The organism is Streptomyces sp. BI87 (genome assembly GCF_025957665.1).
Taxonomy (GTDB): Bacteria; Actinomycetota; Actinomycetes; order Streptomycetales; family Streptomycetaceae; genus Streptomyces; species Streptomyces albidoflavus.
In genome coordinates this window covers 2,974,147-2,988,308 of record NZ_CP110079.1, presented here as the reverse complement: position 1 = coordinate 2,988,308, position 14,162 = coordinate 2,974,147, and the positions used below count along the sequence as shown (strand labels likewise).

The 14,162-nt window shown below is 73.6% G+C and carries 16 protein-coding genes and 1 pseudogene; 8 read left to right on the top strand and 9 right to left on the bottom strand.

Annotated features, from left to right (window positions below; all coding sequences use genetic code 11):
* Nucleotides 1–165 precede the first annotated feature (165 nt).
* From OIM89_RS13010 to OIM89_RS13000, 3 genes are all read left to right on the top strand, one after another.
* Entirely contained in the window at nt 166–903 is a 738-nt protein-coding gene (locus tag OIM89_RS13010; RefSeq protein WP_264491282.1) for a zinc-binding dehydrogenase, read from the top strand.
* Between the two features lie 23 nt (nt 904–926).
* Nucleotides 927–1,874: an AraC family transcriptional regulator gene (locus tag OIM89_RS13005; protein WP_264491281.1), complete on the top strand. Its 948-nt coding sequence runs from the start codon at nt 927–929 to the stop codon at nt 1,872–1,874.
* 130 nt (nt 1,875–2,004) lie between these two features.
* A complete protein-coding gene (locus OIM89_RS13000) occupies nt 2,005–2,754 on the top strand; it encodes a dienelactone hydrolase family protein (RefSeq protein ID WP_151168584.1) in 750 nt (249 codons plus the stop codon).
* On the opposite strand, the gene OIM89_RS12995 is transcribed toward OIM89_RS13000, so the two are convergent.
* Nucleotides 2,744–3,877: a hypothetical protein gene (locus OIM89_RS12995; protein WP_226964195.1), complete on the bottom strand. Its 1,134-nt coding sequence runs from the start codon at nt 3,875–3,877 to the stop codon at nt 2,744–2,746. The two genes, OIM89_RS13000 and OIM89_RS12995, sit on opposite strands and share 11 nt — an antisense overlap.
* 438 nt (nt 3,878–4,315) lie before the next feature.
* Here OIM89_RS12995 and OIM89_RS12990 point away from each other — a divergent pair, with 438 nt between their 5' ends.
* Nucleotides 4,316–4,933, top strand: a complete 618-nt coding sequence (locus tag OIM89_RS12990; RefSeq protein WP_264491280.1) for a histidine phosphatase family protein — start codon at nt 4,316–4,318, stop codon at nt 4,931–4,933.
* 317 nt (nt 4,934–5,250) lie between these two features.
* Here the strand turns inward: OIM89_RS12990 and OIM89_RS12985 are convergent.
* The 3 genes and pseudogenes from OIM89_RS12985 to OIM89_RS12975 form a co-directional block, all read right to left on the bottom strand.
* A pseudogene (locus OIM89_RS12985) lies at nt 5,251–5,655 on the bottom strand (hypothetical protein); the annotation flags it as partial.
* The gene (locus tag OIM89_RS12980) at nt 5,652–5,798 is read right to left on the bottom strand and encodes a hypothetical protein (protein WP_175459135.1); all 147 of its coding nucleotides are present in this window, start codon (nt 5,796–5,798) and stop codon (nt 5,652–5,654) included. The gene OIM89_RS12980 and the pseudogene OIM89_RS12985, both read right to left, overlap by 4 nt.
* Nucleotides 5,795–5,986 carry a hypothetical protein gene (locus tag OIM89_RS12975; RefSeq protein ID WP_151168580.1) on the bottom strand — a complete coding sequence of 64 codons (192 nt, stop codon included), beginning with the start codon at nt 5,984–5,986 and terminating at the stop codon, nt 5,795–5,797. The genes OIM89_RS12980 and OIM89_RS12975 overlap by 4 nt, the downstream gene beginning before the upstream one ends.
* 106 nt (nt 5,987–6,092) lie before the next feature.
* Between OIM89_RS12975 and OIM89_RS12970 the strand changes: the two genes are divergently transcribed.
* Both OIM89_RS12970 and OIM89_RS12965 read left to right on the top strand, forming a co-directional pair.
* Nucleotides 6,093–6,932 (top strand): helix-turn-helix domain-containing protein, encoded by an 840-nt coding sequence (locus OIM89_RS12970; RefSeq protein ID WP_151168578.1) that lies wholly within the window; start codon nt 6,093–6,095, stop codon nt 6,930–6,932.
* Nucleotides 6,929–7,138 carry a DUF397 domain-containing protein gene (locus OIM89_RS12965; protein WP_095710294.1) on the top strand — a complete coding sequence of 70 codons (210 nt, stop codon included), beginning with the start codon at nt 6,929–6,931 and terminating at the stop codon, nt 7,136–7,138. Before OIM89_RS12970 ends, OIM89_RS12965 begins: the two co-directional genes overlap by 4 nt.
* Nucleotides 7,139–7,259: 121 nt before the next feature.
* On the opposite strand, the gene OIM89_RS12960 is transcribed toward OIM89_RS12965, so the two are convergent.
* On the bottom strand, nt 7,260–8,363 hold the full coding sequence (locus OIM89_RS12960) for a hypothetical protein (protein WP_264491279.1): 1,104 nt from the start codon (nt 8,361–8,363) through the stop codon (nt 7,260–7,262).
* A 247-nt stretch (nt 8,364–8,610) separates the two neighbouring features.
* Between OIM89_RS12960 and OIM89_RS12955 the strand changes: the two genes are divergently transcribed.
* Together OIM89_RS12955 and OIM89_RS12950 are read left to right on the top strand one after the other, a co-directional pair.
* Nucleotides 8,611–9,699: an ABC transporter permease gene (locus OIM89_RS12955; protein WP_226964200.1), complete on the top strand. Its 1,089-nt coding sequence runs from the start codon at nt 8,611–8,613 to the stop codon at nt 9,697–9,699.
* Nucleotides 9,696–10,382 carry an ABC transporter ATP-binding protein gene (locus tag OIM89_RS12950; RefSeq protein WP_030697134.1) on the top strand — a complete coding sequence of 229 codons (687 nt, stop codon included), beginning with the start codon at nt 9,696–9,698 and terminating at the stop codon, nt 10,380–10,382. Before OIM89_RS12955 ends, OIM89_RS12950 begins: the two co-directional genes overlap by 4 nt.
* A gap of 310 nt (nt 10,383–10,692) precedes the next feature.
* Here the strand turns inward: OIM89_RS12950 and OIM89_RS12945 are convergent, their stop codons facing one another.
* The 4 genes from OIM89_RS12945 to OIM89_RS12930 form a co-directional block, all read right to left on the bottom strand.
* Nucleotides 10,693–11,475: an ABC transporter permease gene (locus OIM89_RS12945; RefSeq protein WP_264491278.1), complete on the bottom strand. Its 783-nt coding sequence runs from the start codon at nt 11,473–11,475 to the stop codon at nt 10,693–10,695.
* A complete protein-coding gene (locus OIM89_RS12940; protein WP_047470882.1) occupies nt 11,472–12,446 on the bottom strand; it encodes an ATP-binding cassette domain-containing protein in 975 nt (324 codons plus the stop codon). The genes OIM89_RS12945 and OIM89_RS12940 overlap by 4 nt, the downstream gene beginning before the upstream one ends.
* A 107-nt stretch (nt 12,447–12,553) precedes the next feature.
* Nucleotides 12,554–13,429, bottom strand: coding sequence for a DUF4097 family beta strand repeat-containing protein (locus OIM89_RS12935; RefSeq protein WP_030697137.1), 876 nt, complete (start codon nt 13,427–13,429; stop codon nt 12,554–12,556).
* Between the two features lie 100 nt (nt 13,430–13,529).
* Entirely contained in the window at nt 13,530–14,060 is a 531-nt protein-coding gene (locus OIM89_RS12930; RefSeq protein WP_030697138.1) for a toxin-antitoxin system HicB family antitoxin, read from the bottom strand.
* Nucleotides 14,061–14,162 lie beyond the last annotated feature (102 nt).

Below are 14,162 nucleotides of genomic sequence, written 5' to 3'. Positions count from 1 at the left end.
GCGGGCGCCCCCGCCGGCACAGATCGTCAACTGTTCGGTTCTGGCGGGGATGGTCACCGCGCCGGTCCCGCAGGGAGGGTTTCCGGGTGAGGCCTTGACGCCGTTGACGCCGGTGCGGCGGCGGCTCCCGCGACCGCACGCACCACGACAGAAGGAGACTGACCCATGCGCGCCCTCGTGGTCGACCACGGCCCGTCCGGACCCGTCCGGTTCGCCGAGGTCGATGAGCCCGTGCCCTCCCGCGACCAGGCGCTGGTCGAGATACGCCACATCGGCCTCAACTTCGGAGAGCTGAACTACCCCGAGGGCGTGACACTGGCCGACGGTGCCGCGCCGGGGATCGCCGGGGTCACCGCGCTGCGGGTGCTGCGTACGCGTTCCCTGCTGGCGCGCGATGTCCTGATCACCGGCGCCAGCGGGGGCGTGGGGCACTTCGCCGTACAGCTGGCGGCGCTGGCGGGCGCCCGGGTGACGGCACTCGTGGGGTCCCCGGACCGGGCCGCCGGACTCCGCGCACTGGGCGCCGGCCACGTCCTGACCGGCCTGTCCGGAACGGAGCGCCGGTTCGACCTCGTCCTGGACACGGTCGGCGGGCCGCTGCTGGCCGAGGCGTGGAACCACCTCGCCGAGGGCGGCACCGTCCACGCGGTCGGCTACTCCTCGGGGCAGGACACCACGTTCCCGTCCGGGACCCTGTTCGGCTTCGGCACACCCCGCACCCTCGCCACCTTCGGAGACATGACACCGACCAGCGCGGACCTGACGGACCTGCTCGACCTCATGGCCGCCGGGAAGCTCGCGGCGCCGGTCGGACACCGAGGCGTCTGGCAGGACGTGGGCGACGCCGTCCAGGCGCTGTTCGCGCGGAAGGTGCACGGGAAGATCGTCCTCGACGTGGTCTGAGGCCGGTCGACGCGAGGGGAACGATGGACGTACTGGCGGAGGCCCTGCGCGTCTCGGGGGCGCGAGGGGCGCTCGGGGTCGTGCTCAAGGCCGGCGGAAGCTGGGGCCTGTGGCTGGACTCCTCCCCCGCGGCGGCGCTGCACGTGGTCTCCCGGGGCACGATGTGGCTCCACGTCCCGGGCGGGAAACCCCTGGAGGTCCAAGCGGGGGACGCCGTCCTGCTGGCGCCGGGCACCGCCCACGGCATTGCCGGCGGGACCCGTACGGCGATGGGCTCCTGCGACCGGGAGGCCACGGCCCAGGCCCTCACCGACGGCACCGCCCTGCACCTGGGCTCGGCCCCAGCCGAGACGGAAGTGCTCGTCCTGCGCTACGAGCAGGACCCTGAGGTGAGTACGCCGGTGTTCACCTCCCTCGTCGGCCCGGTGCACGTCACGAGCCGGGAGAACACCAGGCTCAGCATGGTCGTCTCACTCCTCACGGCGGAACTCGCGGACCCGCAGACCGGCACCACCGCCGCCGTCAACAGCATCGTCGACCTGCTCCTCGTCCAGTTCGTCCGCGTATGGCTGGCCCGTCACCCGGAAAGCCACTCCGGCTCCTGGCTGGGCGCGCTCCGCGATCCGGTCGTACGCGACGCCCTGGAACGCCTCCACGCCCGGCCCGAACACCCCTGGACCACCGAATCCCTGGCCACCGCCACAGCCGTCTCCCGCACGACCCTCTCCCGACGCTTCCGCTCCGCCCTCGGTCAGACCCCGGGCGCCTACCTGACCCAGTGGCGCATGGACCTGGCCTCCGTCCGCCTCCGCGACACCGACGAGCCGGTCGAGTCGATCTCCGGCGCGGTCGGCTACGCCTCCCCGCACGCCTTCAGCCGAGCCTTTCGACGGGCCCGGGGGGCGCCGCCGGGGGAGTACCGGGTACGCGTCCGGGCGGAAGCAGGCGCCTGGCCTAGGCTGTTCCCATGATGACCGGGACGGCCTCGCGCCACGCACGGATTGGTTACCCGGTGCTCTCCTGAGCGCCGCGCGGTCTCCGCCTCCTGCCGTGTGAGTGACGCGACGACGCTTCGACGCACGCACCACGACAGGAGAGTTCATGCTGAGCAAGACCCTGCGGATCGCCACCGCCGACGGCGAGTCCGAGGCTTTCGCCGCCTTTCCCGACGACGGGGAGCGGCATCCCGCAGTGCTGCTGTACCCGGACGCCTTCGGGCTGCGGCCGGTGCTGGAGGAGATGGTGCGGGAGCTGGCGGGGCACGGGTATTACGTGCTGGCGCCGCACTTCCTGTACCGGGACGGGCCGGTGCCGCTGGTCGAACTTCCCGCGCACATCGGGGAAGAGGCCCGTCCGGAGATCCTCGGCAAGCTCATGCCGTCGATCGAGGCGCATCTCGGCGGCGGGCAGGTCGAGCGGGACGCGGACGCCTACCTCCAGTTTCTCGCCGCGCAGCCCGAGGTGGCGGACGGGCCGGTCGCGGTGACCGGCTACTGCATCGGGGGCCTGCTCGCGGTGCGGACGGCCTCGGCGTACCCGGAGCGGGTGGCGGCCGTCGCCGGGTTCCACTCCCCGGTGGTCGCGGGCGGGCCCGGCGGGCTGCACGGGCTGCTTGCGCCGATCACCGCCGAGGTCCACCTCGGGCACGCCGAGTCCGACCTGACGCCGGAGGCGCTGGGGGAGCTGAACCGGGCTCTGGACGCGGCGGGCGTCCGGTACACGTCCGAGATCTATCCCGGGACCGTGCACGGGTACACCATGCGCGACACCGACGCCTTCGACGCGGAGGGGCTGGCGCTCCACTGGGAGCGGCTGCTCTCCCTGCTCCGGCGAAGTGGGCTCAGCGGCTGAGGAGTCGGGCCGCCACCTCGCCGAGCGGTACCTCCGGGCCGCTGGCGCGGGGCGGCTGCGCGAGGAAGGTGGCGGGGATGCCGGCGGGGATGTCGGCCCGCTCCTCGGTGAGGAGGGCGTGGCAGTCGGGGCAGAGGCCGTCGGTGAGGGGGACGGTGGTCTCGTCCTGGTCGCAGGTGGCGCAGAGCATGATCACGCGGGTGACCCGGCCGGGTTGGGCTGCGGTCTCCTCGGCGGAGGCGGGGGCCGAGTCGGCGGGCAGGGGAGGCATCTTCTTCTCCAGTCGTGAGCGCAGGAACGCGGCGGGGCTGTGGATGGGGCCCTGGGGCAGGCCCGAGGTCAGGGCGAGGGTCAGGTGCTCGGGGCGTACGCGCCGCTGGAGCCACTGGTCTGCGAGGGGTGCGAGGGCGTCGCACTCGGCGGCGGAGAGCGTCAGGCGCGGCTCGACGTGGGCGAGGCGGGCGAGGGCCCGGTAGCCGGGGGTGCTCGCGGCGGTCTCCGGGGCCGGGGCCGGGTGCTCGGTACGAGGCTGGGGGCGCGCCTCGTCGGGGTGGGCGAGCCAGGCCGGGCGGGCTGCCGGGCTGTCGACAGGGGCTTCCGGGGTCTCCGCGGGGGCTTGTGGGGGTGTCGGCGGGGCGGACGGGGGCGTGTCCGGGGCGCCCGGTGTCTCGCGTGCCCCCTGGTCCGCCCGGGCCAGGCCCTCGCCGCGAGCGCCCGTGACGTCGATGCCCTTGATCCTGCGGGCGAACTCCGCCCACCAGGCGTCGTCGTGCGGCTCGCGGGACCAGTAGGTGCGGGTGACCCAGCGCATCGTCCGGTCGTGGAGGGTCAGGTGTTCGCGGATGCGGCGCAGGTGACCGGCGGCGCTGAGGGCGCGCAGGGCCGAGGAGCACGCCTGCTGGCCGTAGGCGGGGAGGACGGAGGCGAGGGTCTTGTAGCCGATCGCGGAGCCCTCGGGGAGCCGGTCGATGTAGCAGGCGATGGCCGCCTCGCGGGGCGGGAGGCCGGTGAAGTCGGGTTCGGTGGTGGGGGGTTGCCGGTCCGGGTAGCGCTTTCCGTAGCCCTCGGAGGCGCGGGGGTGGGGCGCGGGCGGGCAGGCAGCACTAAACTGCGGAATAGCCATGTACGAAGTTCCTTCGAAGTTCTGCTTCGTGATGGTCAGACCCCGGAGTCGGCGTGCCAGCGCCGCCCGGGGTCGATTTGCTTATCGCGAACCTAGAGCTTTCTCACCGTCGGGCGCAAGCCGATCACCGATTGTCATCTCCGCTGGTGTCAGGCCGGGTTGGGGCGGGCGGGAGGGTGGTTTTCACCGCCCGGAAAGACCGGTACCCACCGGGACCCGCCGGGGAGAAAGACGGCTCGAAGCCCGAGGCCCGGGGCCCGGAGCCCGAAGCTCAAGGCTCGAAGCTCGGCACCCGGGCTGCCCGAACGGGGGCGTGCGGAACCGGTTCACGCGCGCCGGCGTCCCCCCGACCGACCCTGACACCACCCGCGCGCCCCGGCCATGCGGCCACCTGCCCACCGCGTCCGGCGCCCGCCCCGCAGCGAGGAGCACCCCGCCATGCCCGCCACCCGCTACCTCTACGTCACCCGCCACGCCGAGGCCACTTCCGACGAATCCGGGCTCACCGGTGCCGGGCGGCGGCAGGCGGAGTTGCTCGGGGAGCGGCTGGCCGGGGCGGGGCTGGCCGTCGTGCATCACGGGCCGCTGGCCCGGGCGGCGGAGACGGCCCGGATCGTCGCCGAGCGGGCCGGGGGCCCACCCGCGCAGGTCGCCGAGGAGGCGGGGGACTACCTGCCATACCTCCCCGCGCGCGAGGAGCTGCCCGCCGAGTCGGCCGACGCCACGCTCGAACGCCTCGCCGGCTTCCCCGCCGAGGAGCGCGAGCCCGGACCGGCGCTCGCCCGCACGGCCCAGCAGCGGTTCACCGGGCCGGCCGACGGGGACGAGGTCCGCCACGAACTCGTCGTCACCCACGCCTTCCTCGCCGCCTGGCTGGTCCGCGACGCCCTCGACGCCCCGGCCTGGCGCTGGATCGGCCTCAACCACGCCAACACCGGCCTGACGGTGCTCCGTTACACCCCGGGCCGCCCCGCCGCCCTGATGCTCTTCAACGACCTGGGCCACCTGCCGGAAGAGCTGCGGTGGACGGGGTTCCCGCCGGAGCTGCGGCTCTGAGGGCGTGGGTTCGGGGCCCGGTCAGAGGCGGGCGATGAGGACGGCGATGGTGGCTGTCCAGGCGAGGGCGGCGACGGTGACGGCGAGGTTGCGGGTCATCAGAGGTCGGTGACCTCGTGGAGCCTGCCGCAGCCCAGCATGGGGCAGCGGACGTAGCGGGGGGCGTCCGGGGGCTCGGGGAGGGCCGGGTCCGGCTTCGGGGTTTCCGGTTCCGGGGTGGTGTCCGGCAGGTCGGGCTGGTTGTCGTCGGGGGATGCGTTCGGTGTGGTCACGGTGTCTCCTCTGTCGGGATGAGGCCCGTCCGGCCGCCGCCGTCGCGCGGGCGGCCGGACGGAGCTGGAGGGGGTGTGCAGGGGCCGGGCGGTGAGCTGGTACCAGGCCGGGCCCTGGCGGGCGGTGAAGCGGTACGGGTGGCCGGTGGCCAGGCGGTCGGTGGCTTCCTCGGTGTAGTCCGAGTCGGCGGCCCAGAAGCGGAGTTGGGTCGGGGCGTGTTCGGCGGTGCGGGGTGTGGGGCGCAGTGCGTGTGGGGGCAGGTGGGTCGTGTGCGGGTCGGGGTCGAGGGCGTCGGCGAGGCGGTGGGCCTGGTGGTGGAGCCAGCGCAGGGCGAGGCGGCGGGTGGGGGCGATGACCCCGCCGAGGAACACGGAGGAGGCGGCTGCGCCCCCGTGGACCTCGGCGAGGTACTCGGCGCCCGTCGCCGGGCAGGCTGCGGGTGCGGTCATGTGGCGCGCCGGAGCCAGCGGCGCAGGCGGTTCTCCTCGGCCATGCGGGCCCGCAGGCGCCGCAACTGCGGGGAGTCCTCCGCCGGTTCGGTGGGTTCGTCCGGGCCGTCGGGGGGTTCGTCCGGCGGGGCCGGCGTGTTCACCGGGGCTCCCGGGCCACGCATTCCGCCGAGTCCTGGTGGCGTCTGAGCAGGACGCGGCAGTCGGTCGCCCTGCTCCAGTCCCGTTCGGCGTTGGCCTCGGTCTCGCCGAGGCGGAACTCCACGCAGGAGTCGCAGTCGACGCGGGTGCTTGCCGGGTCCTCGTCCGGGGCAACGTTCTTTCCGGGCATGCCTGTTCCTCTCTGTAGCCGTTTCGCTACCGGGAGCACTCAGGCTGGCCTAGAGTCAAAGCGCGATCAACGTGACAGTTGAGCACGGAAGGTTGGTGGTGCCTCCTTGAATCGCAAGGAGCTGAACCCGGAAAGCAGTCCCCAGGCGGCTTACGGCGCGCGTTTACGCGAGCTGAGAGAGGGGCTGGGCTGGACACAGCAGATGATGGCCGACAAAGTCGAATATGCCAGCTCGCACATGTCGGCCGTGGAAACTGGTCGGAAGCTTCCGACCTTGCGTCTCTCCCGCCGACTAGACCGGGTTTTCGGCACGCTTGGTTCGGAAGAGTCGTCGTTCGAGCGCAAGTGGCGGGAGATGAAGCAGGGGAGCTTGCTCGAAGGCTTCCCCCAGTTCATCGGCTACGAGGGGCGCGCGGCAGAGGTCCGGCTGTACGAGGTGGGCGTCATGCCCGGTCTGCTGCAGACGCAGGAGTACGCCGAGGCCCTGGCCCAGAGCGCGGTGAAACGAGGTGCCATCACCCCTGAACAGGCCGACGAGCGGGTCAGCTTGATCGCCGAACGCCAGACGGTTCTCCAGCGGCAGCCTCCGCCGCTCGTCTTCGTGGTTCTGGACGAGGGATGTCTCCGTCGGCCCATCGGGAGCCCGAAGGTCATGGACGCACAGTTGGCGCATTTGGTCGAGTTCGCCGGCCTGCACAACACCGTGCTTCAGGTGGCGACTTTCGACATGGGTGGACGCCGACCCTTCGACCTGCCGATAACCTTGCTGACGATGCCGGATCGGTCGCTCATGTCGTATGCCGAATCGGCTCAGCAAGGGCATCTGGAGCGCGAAAGTACGTCGGTGCTCCCCCTGCTGACGGCCTACCATCAGCTACAGGCCGAAGCGCCGTCGCAAGCGGCGTCCGTGGCCATGATCAGCCAGTTACGAAAGGGCTCACCGTGACGACCGAATCCCCCCGCTGGTTCAAGTCCTCCTACAGCAACAATGGTGGCCAGTGCGTAGAGGTCGCCACGAACCTCGTCGCCTCGCACGGCACCGTCCCTGTTCGTGACTCCAAGGTCGTGAGCGGCCCGGTGCTCAGCGTCCCGGCTGCCGCCTTCTCCTCCTTCGTGGCGGGCGTCAAGGCGGGCGAGTTCCGCTCGGCCTGACCCGGGCGAGCAGCGTCAAGGAAGCCCCGTCCACCTCCCTCCCGGGAGCGGTGGCGGGGCTCCTTGCTGTTCCGGCCACGGCGCGAAGGCGCTCTCGCGTGGGGCAGGGAGCGGGGCGCGGCTATCCCCCACCGGCCCCTCGCTGAGCGGGAGGCACCCCGCCCCCCGCCGCCAGCAACGCCCCCCACACCAGCGGCGCGTCCCGGCGGGCGGTGCCTATCAGTACCTCGTTGTCACCGTCGCGGCAGACCAGCACCACCCCGTCGTAGCGGTACCGCTCCAGCCAGCCGCGCGGGTCGGACGGCTCGATGGCGCGCACCCGCTCGACGGTGAGCGTGGCCGGGAGCGGGCCGCGCGCCACCTTGGCGTGCGGGTCGAGCGTCGCTACGAGGGGGCCGTCGCCGACGACGAGCAGGCCGTACCCCTCGCGGCTGTACGGGACGGAGCCGTGCACCTGGGCGCCGAGGAGCTGCCGGGCCTGTGGGGTGACGGGAGTGATGTCGCTGACGTCGGCGGCCCTGCGACTGCGGCGGCGGAAGTACCAGGCGGTCAGCGCGGAGACCAGGACGACCGGCGGGGCGCAGAGCGCGGTGAAGCGCAGCGCCTCGCCGACGTCCGTGCCGCTCATCGCGCCGAAGAGGCCGAGCGGGCCGAGCAGGGCGCTGCTGAGCAGCACCGTCAGCGGCAGGAAGAGCGCTGTCTCACGCGGCGGAGCGGCCGCGCGGCGCCGGTACCAGAGCGCGCACCAGACGAAGGCCAGGCCCGGCAGGAGCAGCACCTGCGCCACGGCCAGCGGCATCCGCCAGCCGCGCGCGGGCGAGTCGTGCGTCTCCTGCGCCGTCTCGCCGAGGCGGACCGAGGCCACCTCGCCCTGCCAGCGGACGAGGGTGACCGTGTCCCCGGCGCGCACCGCGGAGTAGACCGGCGAGGTGCCGTCCATCCGGACGCGTTCCTCGCCGGAGGCTGAGTCACCCGTGGTGTAGCGGAGCCAGTGGCGTACACCCCGGCCCATCGCCTGGTCGTGGGTGCCCTGGACCGTCGCCCGGGTCAGCCGCACGCACTCCTGCTCCGCCCGCACCCCGCAGGGCTCCGCCGCCCGGTACGCGTCCCGCTCGGCCACCGCCCCCCAGACCATGAACAGCAGCCCCAGGCCGACCAGGACCACCGCCACACCCACCGACAACGCGACGCGAAAACCGCGTCCCGGCGCCTTCACCCCCGACATCGTGCCCCCCGTCCCCGCCACGCTCGCGCGCCCATTCGCGCCTGCGTTCGGTTCGTCTCGTTCATTCTGCCGTGTCCCACCGACAACCGGGTCGCGGACCGGTCAACCGAAAGGCGGAGTGGCCCCTCCGCCCTGCGGCTCCGGGAGTGCCATCCCGCGCGCGATGCCCGCGACCCCCTCCGGCGGCGACCGTGGAGGACACAGGGAGCCGAGTGGCCGCGAGGCCGGAGAAGGGAAGTGAGGCGGGATGTACGTCGCCTGGCGGGACCTGCGATTCGCCAAGGGGCGGTTCGCGCTGATGGGGGCCGTGATCGTGCTCATCACGCTGCTGGTGGGGCTGTTGTCGGGACTGACGGCCGGGCTGGGGCAGCAGAACATCTCGGCCGTCACCCGCCTCCCGGCCGACCGGATCGCCTTCGCCGCACCGGCCGGGGACGAGGAGCTGTCGTACGCCTCCTCCGTCGTCCGCGAGGAGCAGTGGCAGCGGCTCGGCCGCGCCGACGGGGTGCGCTCCGCCGAACCGGTCGGCATCGCCTCGGTACGGGCGGCGGCCGGCGACCGGCACGCCTCGGTGGCCGCCTTCGGCGTCCAGCCCGGCTCCGGGATCGGCCCCGGGGGCGTCCGGGAGGGCGAGATCGCCCTGACCGAGCCGGCCGCCGAGGAACTGGGCATCGACGGCAACGGGGCAGAAGTTGCCGTCGCCGGGCGGGAGTTCACCGTACGGGCGATCGAGGGGGACGACGCGTACAGCCACCTGCCCGTGGTGTGGACCCACCTCGCCGACTGGCAGCACCTCGCGCCCGGCGCCGCCGAGGGCGGGCGGTCCGCGACCACCGCGACCGTCGTCGCCCTCGACGCGGACCCCGACGCGCTCCCCGCCGCCGACCGGGCCGCCGGAACCCGGACCGTCACCACCGACGACTCGCTCGCCGCCATCGGCTCCTACGCCTCCGAGAACGGCTCGCTGCAACTCATGCGGGGCTTCCTCTTCGCCATCTCCGCCCTGGTCATCGGCGCGTTCTTCACCGTGTGGACCATCCAGCGCGCCGGGGACATCGCCGTCCTCAAGGCGCTCGGCGCCTCCACCCGGGGCCTGCTCACCGACGCCCTCGGGCAGGCACTGATCCTGCTCACCGGCGGGACCCTGCTCGGCACCGCCCTCGCCGCCGGCATCGGCGCGCTGGTCTCCGGCTCCGCCGTGCCGTTCGCCCTCGCCCCCGGGACGGTTCTCGCCCCGGCCGCCGTGCTGATCGCGCTCGGCGCGCTGGGCGCCGCCCTCTCCGTCCGCCGCATCACCTCCGTAGACCCGCTGACCGCTCTGGGGAGTGCCCGATGAGCCTCGAACTGACCGACGTCACCCTCACCTACCCCGACGGCGACAGCCGCCTCACCGCCCTCGACCGGGTCAGCCTGTACGTACCGGAGGGCAGCCTCACGGCGGTCGTCGGGCCGTCCGGGTCCGGCAAGTCCAGCCTGCTCGCGGTGGCCGCGACGCTGATCACGCCGGACAGCGGCACCGTCCGCGTCGCCGGGCGGGAGACCGCCGGGCTCGGCCGCGGGGAGCTGAGCGCGCTGCGCCGCTCGCGGATCGGGATCGTCTTCCAGCAGCCCAACCTGCTGCCCTCCCTCACCGCCGCCGAACAGCTCCAGGTGATGGCCCGCATCGACGGGCGCCCCAAGGCCGCCGCCCGGGAACGCGCCCGCGAACTCCTCGACGCCGTGGGCCTCGCCGGGCAGGCCGACCGCCGCCCGCACCAGCTCTCCGGCGGCCAGCGCCAGCGCGTCAACATCGCCCGCGCCCTGATGAACGACGCGCGGGTCCTCCTCGTCGACGAGCCCACCAGCGCCCTCGACCGCGAGCGCGGCGCCGCCGTCCTCGACCTCATCACCGAACTCACCCACCGCACCGCCGCCGCCACCGTCCTGGTCACCCACGACCCGCACCACCTGGCCGGGGCGGACCAGGTGGTGCGGGTGGCCGACGGGCGGCTGACCGCGCAGGGGGCGCCCGTGGGCTGAGTACGGCGCGCGGGTCGGCCGGTGGCTGCGCGGCCCCGGCCGGAGCCGGCACCCCCGGCGTCAGCGCGAGCGAGGCCGCGACGTCCCCGCCACCCGGCGAGGGCGCCGCCGCACCCGTTGAACGGTCTGAGCCATGAAGCGCTCCTTGGGACATCTGGGGGCCCGGCGGCCCGCGATCGGCGAACACTCCCGGCGGCCGTCGCCGTCAGACGAGCCACGTCGGTGACCCGCCTCGCCTGACGGGACGACAGGAAAGAGCCCGCCCGTCCCCCAAGGGGCAGGCGGGCTCTCTGTTCGTGGCCTGGGCGGCTCAGTGGGCCGGGCCCTTGGCGAAGAGGTGGCGGGACCAGAGGTAGCCGGTCAGGGCGATGGCGGCGCACCAGGTGAGGGAGATCCACCAGGCGTTGCCGATCGGGGTGCCGGAGAGGAGGCCGCGGAGGGTTTCGGTCATGGGGGTGAAGGGCTGGTGCTCGGCGAACCAGCGCAGGCCCGGGGACATGGAGTCGGCGGGGACGAAGGCGGAGCCGAGGAAGGGCAGGAACTGGATGAGGAGGGGCTTGTTGCTCGCCGACTCGACCGTCTTGGAGATCAGCCCGAAGCCGGCCGACAGCCAGGTCACGGCGAAGGCGATGGCGGTCAGGAGTCCGGCCGCGGCCAGCCACTCCAGCGGGGTGGCGCCGGAGCGGAAGCCGAGGGCGAGGGCGACGCCGACCACCAGGACGGCGCAGGCCATGGTCTGGACGACGCTGCCGAGGACGTGCCCGGTCATGAACGAGGCGCGGGTGATGTCCATGGTCCGGAACCGGTTGATGATGCCCTCGGTCATGTCGGAGCAGATGGCGATCGAGGTCGACATCGACCCGGCGGCCACGCCCATGATGATCACGCCGGGGGTCAGGTACTCCAGGTAGGCGGCTCTGCCGCCGCCCATCCCGGCGCCGATCGAGTCCCCGAAGGCGTAGACGAAGAGGAGCAGCATGAGGATGGGGAGCACGGCGCTGCCCAGTCCCACGGCCGGGTAGCGGATGGCGTGCTTCAGGTTGCGCCGCAGCATCGTCGCGGAGTCGTGCACGGCGTAGGTGAGGGTGCTCATCGCGTGGTCTCCTTCGCGCCCTCGCCGGTGAGGGCGAGGAAGACGTCGTCGAGGTCGGGGGTGTGGACGGAGAAGCCGGCGGCGTGGGCCCCGGCGGTGTCGAGCCGGTCGAGCAGGGCGCGCAGGGTGTCGAGGCCGGCGTCGCCCGCGACGCGCAGGGCCAGTTGCTCGTCGTCGCGCGTCGCGTCGGGGAAGACGGTGGCGGCCCGCTCGTAGTCGGCGGGGCCGGTGAACCGCAGCCGGACGTGGCTGCCGGGGATGCGGGCCTTCAGCTCGTCGGCGGTTCCCTCGGCGACGATCCGCCCGCCGTCGAGCACCGCGATCCGGTCGGCCAGCTGGTCGGCCTCCTCCAGGTACTGGGTGGTGAGGAAGACGGTCGTGCCGCCGGCGACCAGCTCGCGCACCGTCTCCCACATGGTGCGGCGGCTGCGCGGGTCGAGGCCGGTGGTCGGCTCGTCCAGGAAGATCACCTGGGGGTCACCGACCAGGGTCATGGCGAGGTCGAGCCGGCGCCGCATGCCGCCGGAGAAGAGCGCGGCCCGGCGCCCGGCCACGTCGGCGATGCCGAACCGCTCCAGCAACTCCCGTGTACGGGCCCGCCCTTCACGCTTGCCGAGCCGGAGCAGGTCGGCCATGAGGAGCAGGTTCTCCTCGGCGGTGAGCAGGTCGTCCAGGGCGGCGAACTGGCCGGTGACGCCGATGGCGGCCCGTACGCGGTCCGGGGCGGCGGCCACGTCGTGCCCGGCGACCTCGGCGTGGCCGCCGTCGGCCGGGATGAGCGTGGAGAGGATGTTGACGGTGGTGGTCTTGCCGGCGCCGTTCGGGCCGAGCAGGGCGAAGACGGAGCCGGCCGGGATGCGCAGGTCGATGCCGTCGAGGACGGTCTTGTCGCCGTACGCCTTGTGCAGGCCGGTGGTGGTGATCGCGGCTGGGGGGCGGTCGTCCCCGCCGCCTCGTCGCGACGTGGGCATGACAACGGAACCCATGGGGCTCTCCCTTTTCGGAGGCGTGGTGAGTGTGGTGTGTGCGAGGAGTGGGGCGCGGGGCCGGGGCCGCCGGTGCGGGCGGCCCCGGCCGGTCAGGCGCGGGCGCGGGTGCGCCGGATCTCGACGGTGCCGAAGCGGGTGCGGGCCCGCAGTTCGAGGGTGGAGTCGGCCTCCTCGGGGCCGTCGGCGGCGTCCAGGGCGTTGACGACCTGCCCGGCGTGGGAGTTGGCGTCGATCCAGACGGCGGTGCCCTTGCGGACGCCGACCTCGATCGAGCCGTACGAGGTCTCCAACTCGGCCTTGCCCCGGACCACTTCAGCGATCCGTACTGAACCGTGGGCGGTGGTGGCGGCGACCGAGCCCTCGGCGCGCTCGACCAGGATGTCGCCGTTGGCGCCCCGCACCCGCAGGTCGCCGAGGGCGGCGGCCACGCTGGTGGTGCCGTGCGAGTTCTTCAGGACGGCCGGGCCGTCGACGGTGCCGACCCGCAGGCTGCCGTTGCTGGTGGTGATCTCGGCGTTGCCCTCGACCCGCTCCACGCTCACGGAGCCGGCGGAGGCGGTGACGTGCAGGGGTCCGGTGGAGTCGAGCCGTACGTCGCCCGCCGAGGTCTTGACGCGGACCTCGCCGAGCGGGCCCTCGCCGCGGATCTGGGCCCAGGCCCCGGTCAGCTCGGCGCGCGAACCGGCGGGCAGTTCGACGGTCACGTCGACCGAGCCGGTGCGCCCGAACAGGGCGCGCTGCTTGGGCGTCCGGACGGTCAGGAGGCCGTTCATGCAGCTGACATCGGTCTGCTCGGCGGCGCGTACGTCCTGGTCCTTCCCGGCGTCGCGCGGCCGGACCTCCACGGTGGTGTCGGTCCGGTCGGTGGCGACGAGGCGGATGGCCCCGGCTTCCACGTGCACGGTGGCGCTGATCGGCTCGGGGGTCTCGAAGGAGGTGTCGAGGGAAGTGGCGGAAGAAGGCATGGCTGTCCCGTCCTCGGGTGTCTTCGCGGCGTCCTCGCAGGTGGGACGCGGTGCGGTGGAAGTGGGGTGAGGTGGTGCGGGCGTGCCTGGCCGGGCGCGGTCAGCGTGCCCAGCCGGTGAAGCTCTGGCCTCCCGCGCGGGAGGTGCGGGTGCCCGGCGCCGGGCGGGCCGGCGCGGTACCGCCGTCGACGGCCGCCGAGACGGCCCGGACGAGCCAGGCGTTGACCGACAGGCCCTCGGTGGTGGCCGCCTCCTCGGCGCGGGCCTTGAGGTGGGCGGGGAGGCGGAGGTTGACGCGGGCGGTGCCGCCCTCGTCGGCCTCGGCCGGGGCGGGCGCCGGCGCCCTGAGCGGTTCGGTGGCGCCCCGCTCCTCGTACGCCTCCTCGCGCGGCGGCGGCGTCACGACGAAGTCCGGGTCGATTCCCCGCAGCCGCACGTCCACCGAGCCGGGGGCCAGCTCCCGGGTGATCTCGTCCATCGCGGCGGAGAGGACGTTCAGCATGGCGAGCCGGGTGGCCGACTCCAGCGGAGCGGTCAGCCGCTCGGCCAGCACGCGGGCTTCCTCACCGCCCGCCTCGGCGGCCACCGCGAGTTCGCGGTGAAGGGTTTCGACATAGGGCGTCAGATCCATGACGCCATAGTGGCACCACTGTGGCGCCATGACAACCCCGAAATGGCGCTACTGGCGCCGGACACCCTCCCTCGATTGGCTGACCTGCATCGATGCCGCGTA

Coding starts and splice junctions, on each gene's coding strand:
- OIM89_RS13010 (WP_264491282.1), top strand. CDS start 166: ATGCGCGCCCTCGTGGTCGACCACGGCCCGTCCGGACCCGTCCGGTTC.
- OIM89_RS13005 (WP_264491281.1), top strand. CDS start 927: ATGGACGTACTGGCGGAGGCCCTGCGCGTCTCGGGGGCGCGAGGGGCG.
- OIM89_RS13000 (WP_151168584.1), top strand. CDS start 2,005: ATGCTGAGCAAGACCCTGCGGATCGCCACCGCCGACGGCGAGTCCGAG.
- OIM89_RS12995 (WP_226964195.1), bottom strand. CDS start 3,877: ATGGCTATTCCGCAGTTTAGTGCTGCCTGCCCGCCCGCGCCCCACCCC.
- OIM89_RS12990 (WP_264491280.1), top strand. CDS start 4,316: ATGCCCGCCACCCGCTACCTCTACGTCACCCGCCACGCCGAGGCCACT.
- OIM89_RS12975 (WP_151168580.1), bottom strand. CDS start 5,986: ATGCCCGGAAAGAACGTTGCCCCGGACGAGGACCCGGCAAGCACCCGC.
- OIM89_RS12960 (WP_264491279.1), bottom strand. CDS start 8,363: ATGTCGGGGGTGAAGGCGCCGGGACGCGGTTTTCGCGTCGCGTTGTCG.
- OIM89_RS12955 (WP_226964200.1), top strand. CDS start 8,611: ATGTACGTCGCCTGGCGGGACCTGCGATTCGCCAAGGGGCGGTTCGCG.
- OIM89_RS12950 (WP_030697134.1), top strand. CDS start 9,696: ATGAGCCTCGAACTGACCGACGTCACCCTCACCTACCCCGACGGCGAC.
- OIM89_RS12945 (WP_264491278.1), bottom strand. CDS start 11,475: ATGAGCACCCTCACCTACGCCGTGCACGACTCCGCGACGATGCTGCGG.
- OIM89_RS12940 (WP_047470882.1), bottom strand. CDS start 12,446: ATGCCCACGTCGCGACGAGGCGGCGGGGACGACCGCCCCCCAGCCGCG.
- OIM89_RS12935 (WP_030697137.1), bottom strand. CDS start 13,429: ATGCCTTCTTCCGCCACTTCCCTCGACACCTCCTTCGAGACCCCCGAG.
- OIM89_RS12930 (WP_030697138.1), bottom strand. CDS start 14,060: ATGGATCTGACGCCCTATGTCGAAACCCTTCACCGCGAACTCGCGGTG.